The sequence below is a fragment of the Kineococcus auxinigenes genome, from assembly GCF_050871525.1.
In the GTDB taxonomy this organism is placed as follows: domain Bacteria; phylum Actinomycetota; class Actinomycetes; order Actinomycetales; family Kineococcaceae; genus Kineococcus.
Window position 1 is genome coordinate 21,901 of record NZ_JBKBCT010000052.1, and the last position, 6,438, is coordinate 28,338.

The window sequence follows — 6,438 nt, forward strand, 5'->3', positions numbered from 1 at the left end:
CCGTGCAGGGGGCACCCTGGTCCCGATGATCCTCCCCGCCCTCGCCCGGCGCGACGTCCTCGCCACCGAGCGGATGGACGCCCCGGACTGCGACCCGGCCGTCCTGGCGCGCACCTACGCGCGGTTCGGGGTCGTCAACGCGCTCGTCGCCGGCTGGCGGGTGACGTACCTGCGGCACGTGCGGCCCCTGCTGCGCCGGGACCGTCCGGCCGACGTGCTGGACGTGGGGTGCGGGGGAGGGGACGTGGCGCGGGCCCTGGCGCGGTGGGCCCGGCGCGACGGGTACCGCCTGCGCGTGCTGGGCATCGACCCCGACGCGCGGGCGCACGCCTGGGCGACCGGCCGGCCCGCCGTGCCCGGGGTGAGCTTCCGCCGGGCGTTCAGCGCGGACCTCGTCGCCGAGGGGCGCCGCTTCGACGTGGTGCTCTCCAACCACCTGCTGCACCACCTGGGCGACGCGGAGCTCGCCGCGCTGCTGGTGGACTCGCAGCGGCTGGCGCGCCTGCGGGTCCTGCACAGCGACATCGCCCGCAGCCGGTGGGCGTACGCGCTGTTCTCCGCCGGGGCCCTGCCGCTCGCCCCGGGGTCGTTCATCCGCGCGGACGGGCTGACGTCCATCCGGCGCAGCCGCACCGCAGCCGAGCTGCGCGCGGCGGTCCCGCCCGGCTGGCGCGTGGAACGTCCCTGGCCGGGCCGGAACCTGCTCGTGCACGAACCCCCGCGGGCTCGAGCTGGCGGGTCCTCGGACGACGGGGCCGGTGCCTGAGTGGAACCGCCGGGCGCCGACGACGTGCGGTCGTGCGACGTCCTCGTGGTCGGTGGCGGATCCGTCGGGCTGGTCCTGGGCGCGCTGCTCGCCCGCAGCGGCGTGGACGTGGCGGTCCTGGAACGCCGCAGCACCCCGAGCACCCACTCGCGCGCGATCGGCCTGCACCCGCCTGCCCTGGCCGTGCTGGAGGACCTCGGGCTGGTGGACGCGGCTCTCGCGCAGGGCGTGCGGGTCGAGCGCGGCGTCGCGCGCAGCCGCGGGCGGCACCTGGGCGAGCTCGGGTTCGACCGCGCCTGGCCGCGCACCCCGTTCGTGCTCACGCTGCCGCAGCACCGCACCGAGGCCCTGCTGGCCGCCCGGCTGGCCGAACTGGCACCCGGCGCGCTGCACCGCGGGCAGGAGGTCGTCGACGTCCACGAGCGGGGTGGGTCCGTCCACGTCCGCGCCGTGGACCACCTCGCGGGAACGGCTCCCGCCGCCGGCGCCGAACCCGGTTCCGCGCCAACGGTCGTGCGCACCTGGCGGGCACGCGTCGTCGTGGGCGCCGACGGCGCGCGCAGCCGCGTGCGGGCGCTGAGCGGGATCGGCGTGGACACCCGCCCCTACCCCGACACCTACCTCATGGGCGACGTCGCCGACACCACCACCGACGGCACCGATGCCGCGATCCACCTGGAACCGGCCGGCGTGGTGGAGTCGTTCCCGCTGCCGGGGGGAGTGCGCCGCTGGGTCGTGCACACCGGGCGGGTCCCGGCCGAACCCCGCGCCGGCGTGCTCGCGGCGCTCGTGGCCGAGCGCACCGGTGAGCTCCTCGACCCGGCTTCCAGCACCATGGTCAGCACGTTCACCGTGCGCCGGCGGCTGGCCCGGCGGCTGGTCCTGGGGCGGTGCGTGCTCATCGGCGACGCCGCCCACGAGATCAGCCCGATCGGGGGCCAGGGGATGACCCTCGGCTGGCTCGACGCGCAGGCCCTGGCGCCCCTGCTGGTGGGTCTCCTGCGGCACGGTGCCGGGGGAGCCGCGGACCTGCGGTCGACCCCCGGGTTCCGGCGGTTCGAGCGCGCGCGGGCCCGTGCGGCGCGGTCGGGAGCCCGCCGCGCCGAGCTGAACACCGTGCTCGGCAGGCCGCTCGCCGGGGCGGGCGGGTCCGGTCGCGCGGTGCTCGTCCGGGTGCTCCTCGGAACCCCCCTGCGGCACCGCACCGCCCGCGCGTTCACGATGCGCTGGGCACGGGGTGACGCGACCGGTGGCGGGTCCGCTCCACCCGGGTGACGATCGCCAGCTGCGGTTCCTCGCGGCTGGGCCACCGCTCCCGGGATCGGCACCGGCCGTCGCCGAGCCCGCTCAGGCGGGAGTGGAGGCGTTGACCATCCAGTCGACCCCGAACCGGTCGGTGAGAGCGCCGTACGGGTCGCCCCACACCTGCACCTCCAGCGGGGTCGTGACCCGCCCGCCCTCGGCGAGGCCGTCGAAGAACCCGCGCAGCTGCTCCAGGTCGTCGCCGAACAGGCACAGGGCGATGTTGCCGCCGGTGGCCGAGGACATCCCGGGCATGGCGTCGGAGACCATGAGCGTGAAGCCGGACGGGGTGTCGAGCTGGCCGTGCATGACGCCGTCGGGGTCGGCGCCCCCGGCGCCGCCGAACTCGCCGAAGGTGGAGATGCTCACCTGCCCACCGAGCACGGAGCGGTAGAACGCCAGCGCCTGGCGAGCAGTGCCGGGCAGGCAGACGTAGGGGCTGAGGCTGGTGGCCACGGGAACCTCCTGGGGACGGGCCGGGGTGACGCGCGCCGCCCGGCGGGTCCGGGCCGACCCCCCTTCGACCTGCCGTCGCCGCGGAACTCATCGGTGCTCGGGTGCGGAGCCACCACGTGATCGCGGGATCCTCGCACTCAGCGCCCGGCGCTCACTCCGCCGTGCGCGTGCTCGCCGGTCCACACGCTCTCCGGCAGGTCGCCGGGCAGGTCCGGGTTCCCGACGGCGCGGAACACCGGGTCGCGCCCCGCGCGCACCTGGCGCTCGTAGTCCCGCAGCGTCCCCAGCGCCCACTTGCCCAGCAGCACGATCGCCACGAGGTTCACCAGCGCCATCAGGCCCATCGCGACGTCGGCCAGTGCCCACACGGCCACCAGTTCCAGCACCGCGCCGGCGCCGACGACCGCCACCACGAGCACCCGGAAGACGAACAGGGTCACCGGCCGCGCCCGCAGGAAGGACATGTTCACCTCGGCGTACGCGTAGTTGCCCAGCACCGAGGAGAAGGCGAAGACGAACACGAGCAGGGTCATCACCGGCGTCAGCGCGCTGCCGAGCTGGTCCGCGACGGCGGTCTGGGTGAGGGAGGCGCCCTCCACGTCGGCACCCGGCTCGTACACCCGCGGACCGGCCGAGAGGATGATGAACGCCGTCGCCGAGCAGATCACGATGGTGTCGACGAAGACCCCGAGGGACTGCACCAGACCCTGCTTGACGGGGTGGCTCGTGGTGGCCGTGGCGGCGGCGTTCGGTGCGCTGCCCATCCCGGCCTCGTTGGAGAACAGGCCGCGCTTCGCGCCGTTGAGCAGCGCCGCGGCGATCCCGCCGGTGATGCCGGCCGCCGCCTCGCCCACGCCGAAGGCGGCGGAGACGATCTGGCTCAGCACGTTCCCCAGCGCGGTGATGTTCATGGCGACGATCACCAGGGCGAGCAGGACGTACGCCAGGGCCATGAAGGGCACCACGACCTCGGTGACGCGGGCGATGCGGCGCACACCGCCGAAGACCACCAGCGCGGTCAGGACCATCAGCACCAGCGCGGTCCAGCCGGTGGCCACGCCGTGGCCCTCGGAGAGCACGGCGCTGATCGTGTTGGCCTGCACCATGTTGAACGAGAACCCGAACGTGAAGATCAGCAGGACGGCGAAGAGCACGCCACCGGCGCGCGACCTCAGGCCCCGCTCGATGTAGAAGGCGGGACCGCCGCGGAAGCTCCCGTCCGCGTCGGGGACCTTGAAGACCTGCGCGAGGGTGGCCTCGACCAGGGCGGTGGCCATCCCGATCAGGGCCACCACCCACATCCAGAAGACGGCCCCCGGCCCGCCCAGGGTCAGCGCGATCGCCACGCCGGCGATGTTGCCGGTGCCGACCCGCGAGGCCAGGCCGATGGCGAACGCCTGGAAGGAGGAGATGCCCCCCTCCGCGCCGCTGCGCGAGGAGGTGACCTGGCGCAGCATGCGCCCGAAGAGCCGGACCTGGACGAACCGGGTCCGGACCCCGAAGTAGATCCCCACCCCGAGCAGCACGTACACCAGCACGTACGTCCACAACACGTTCGACACGGGGTCGATCAGGCTCTCCTGGATCCAGTCCATCCGTGCCTCCGCGGATCGGGGTGCTGCGCGGGCGTCGCGCCTCCCGGCCCTGACCGGGGTGGCTCAGTATGTCCACCCCCCGCCGGTCCGCGCGCCCCGGCGGCTCGAGCCGCGCCCCGCGCCCCCGCGGTCGGTACGTTGCCCCCGTGAGCACCGAGCGACGTCCTGAGCTGCACACCGACCTGCTGGCCGCCCTGGCCGGGGACGGCGACGCCGCGCGGGGGCTGCGCGAGCGGGCGAGCACCCCACCCGCCACCCCGCCCGGCGACCCCGGCGAGCCGCTGGTGCCCGCGGCGACGTCCGCGCACCGCCGCGCCGTCGCCGCCGCGCTCAGCGGCGCGCCGGTCCTGGTGGACGCCCCGACCGGCGCCGGCGCCCTCGTCGCCGAGCTGCTCGTCGCGCTCGCCGCCGACGGCCGGCGGGTCCTGCACCTGGCCGACCCCGCCGGCACGGCCGCGGTGCGCGCCGAGCTCGCCGGGCTGGGCCTGGCCGGCCTCCTCGCCGACGAGGACACCGCACCGCCCGCGCAGGTGCCGGACCCGGGCCAGGACGAGCCCCGCCGGCAGGAGCTGGCCGCCCTCCTGCACCGCCGCACCAGCGCCCTGCACACCCGCCCCGGCGACGGCGGCCCCACCCCCTTCGAGGCCCTCGCCGAGCTCGGTGGGCTGCGCACCGGCCACCTGCACCCCCCGCTGCTGCCCGCGGCGGCCGCCTGGGGCGAGCAGCGCCGCACCGAGGTCGCCGCCCTGCTCGCCGCCGCGCGCACCGGACACCCCGAGCAGCCGCCCGCTGGGTCCGCCGAGCAGGCGGAGGATCTGCTCGGCGCCCTGGACCCCCTGCCCGCCGCCCTCGAGGCGCTCACCGCCGGCACCGGCCGGCTGGACGCCGAGCTGTCCTGGCGACCCCTGCGCACCCTCGGCGACGCCGAGCGGGCCCTGGCCCTCCTGGAACGCGTCGAGACCGCCCAGCGCACCTACCTCCCGCTGGCCCTGACCGCCGACCTGGACCAGGTGCGCGCCGTCCTCACGCAGCAGCAGCGCTCCTTCCTCAGCGCCGAGGAACGCACCCGCCGCCGCGAGGTCAAGCGGCTGGCCGCGCTGCGCCACGACGGCCGCTTCGGCCTGCGCGACGTCGAGGAGCTGACGGACCTGCGCGCGGCGTGGGCCCAGCACGCCGCCGGCCCGCTGCGCACCTGGCCCACCCGGGCCGAGCTCGCCCGGCAGCTCACCGAGGTGCGCCGCCTGCTCGCCGCCGCCGCCGCAGCCCTGCCCCCGCTGCCGGAGCCCGCCGAGCTGGAGCTCGCGCAGCTGGGCGACCTGGCCACCCGGGCCGCCCAGGAGCGCGACGCCGCGCACGACGCCCACCAGCGCCGGCAGCTGGCCGACCAGGGCCTGCAAGAACTGGCGGAGGCGGTCCCCGCGGGGGCGTCGACGCAGGACGTGGCCCTGCTGGTGCGGGCCACCTGGTTGCGGGCCCGGGCCGACGCGGCGCTGGCCGACCTCGACGCGGCCGCCGACCGCCCCGGCGAGCTCGCCGCCGAGTTCCGCGCACTGGACCTGCGCCGCTCGCTGGCCGGCGCGCGGCGCCTGCGCGAGGCGCTCGCCGACAGCAGCGCCCCCCGTTGCCGCGTCACCGGCGGACACCTGCCCGGCGGTGACGCGCTGGAGGGGGAGGAGTTCGACGTCCTCGTCGTCGACGGCGCGCACCGTCGCGCGGCCGAGGACGTGCTGGCGCTGGCCCGGCGGGCGCGGCAGGTGGTCGCCGTGGGGGAAGCCGCCGGCGCCGGCACGGGGGACGGGTCGGCCTGGAGCGCCCTGGCCGCGCTGCTGCCCGTCCAGGGGGCCGGGTGGCCGGCCGCGCCCGAGCACGCGGCCGGCACCGCGGTGCGCGAGGCCGTCGCCGCGTCCCTGCGCGCCGCCGGCCTGGTCGTGACCACCGGGCGCGAGGTCGCCGGGTACCCCGTGGACCTGCTGGTCGCCTCGTCCGCGCAGGCGGGGGAGCCGGTGCTGGCCGTGGACCTGGACGGGGTCGCGCACCACGCGCTGCCGACGGTGCGCGACCGCGAGGTGGCCCGCGCCGAGCAGCTGCAGGACGCCGGGCTGGTGCCGCACCGGGTGTGGAGCGGTGCGTGGTTCCGCGACCCGCGCGGCGAGGTGCAGCGGGTCGTGGAGGCGCTGCGGGGTGTGGAGGAGGCCGAGCGCGCCGCTCGAGAAGAAGCCGAGCGCGCCGCTCGAGAAGAAGCCGAGCGCGCCGCTCGAGAAGAAGCCGAGCGCGCCGCTCGAGAAGAAGCCGAGCGCGCCGCTCGAGAAGAAGCCGAGC

The 6,438-nt window shown here is 76.9% G+C and carries 5 protein-coding genes; 3 read left to right on the top strand and 2 right to left on the bottom strand.

Going from position 1 to position 6,438, the window contains the following annotated elements; all coding sequences use genetic code 11:
* Window positions 1-25 precede the first annotated feature (25 nt).
* Complete coding sequence (locus ACRYR9_RS14225; RefSeq protein ID WP_432496744.1) at window positions 26-766, top strand: class I SAM-dependent methyltransferase; 741 nt, start codon at window positions 26-28, stop codon at window positions 764-766.
* On the top strand, window positions 767-2,041 hold the full coding sequence (locus ACRYR9_RS14230; protein WP_432496741.1) for an FAD-dependent oxidoreductase: 1,275 nt from the start codon (window positions 767-769) through the stop codon (window positions 2,039-2,041).
* A gap of 72 nt (window positions 2,042-2,113) precedes the next feature.
* On the opposite strand, the gene ACRYR9_RS14235 is transcribed toward ACRYR9_RS14230, so the two are convergent.
* Both ACRYR9_RS14235 and ACRYR9_RS14240 read right to left on the bottom strand, forming a co-directional pair.
* Window positions 2,114-2,524, bottom strand: a complete 411-nt coding sequence (locus ACRYR9_RS14235; RefSeq protein ID WP_432496738.1) for a VOC family protein — start codon at window positions 2,522-2,524, stop codon at window positions 2,114-2,116.
* A 137-nt stretch (window positions 2,525-2,661) separates the two neighbouring features.
* Window positions 2,662-4,119 carry an alanine/glycine:cation symporter family protein gene (locus ACRYR9_RS14240; protein ID WP_432496736.1) on the bottom strand — a complete coding sequence of 486 codons (1,458 nt, stop codon included), beginning with the start codon at window positions 4,117-4,119 and terminating at the stop codon, window positions 2,662-2,664.
* 146 nt (window positions 4,120-4,265) lie between these two features.
* On the opposite strand from ACRYR9_RS14240, the gene ACRYR9_RS14245 reads away from it, so the two are divergent.
* Window positions 4,266-6,438, top strand: a 2,173-nt coding sequence (locus ACRYR9_RS14245) for a hypothetical protein (RefSeq protein WP_432496734.1), incomplete at its 3' end; no start/stop codon positions are given.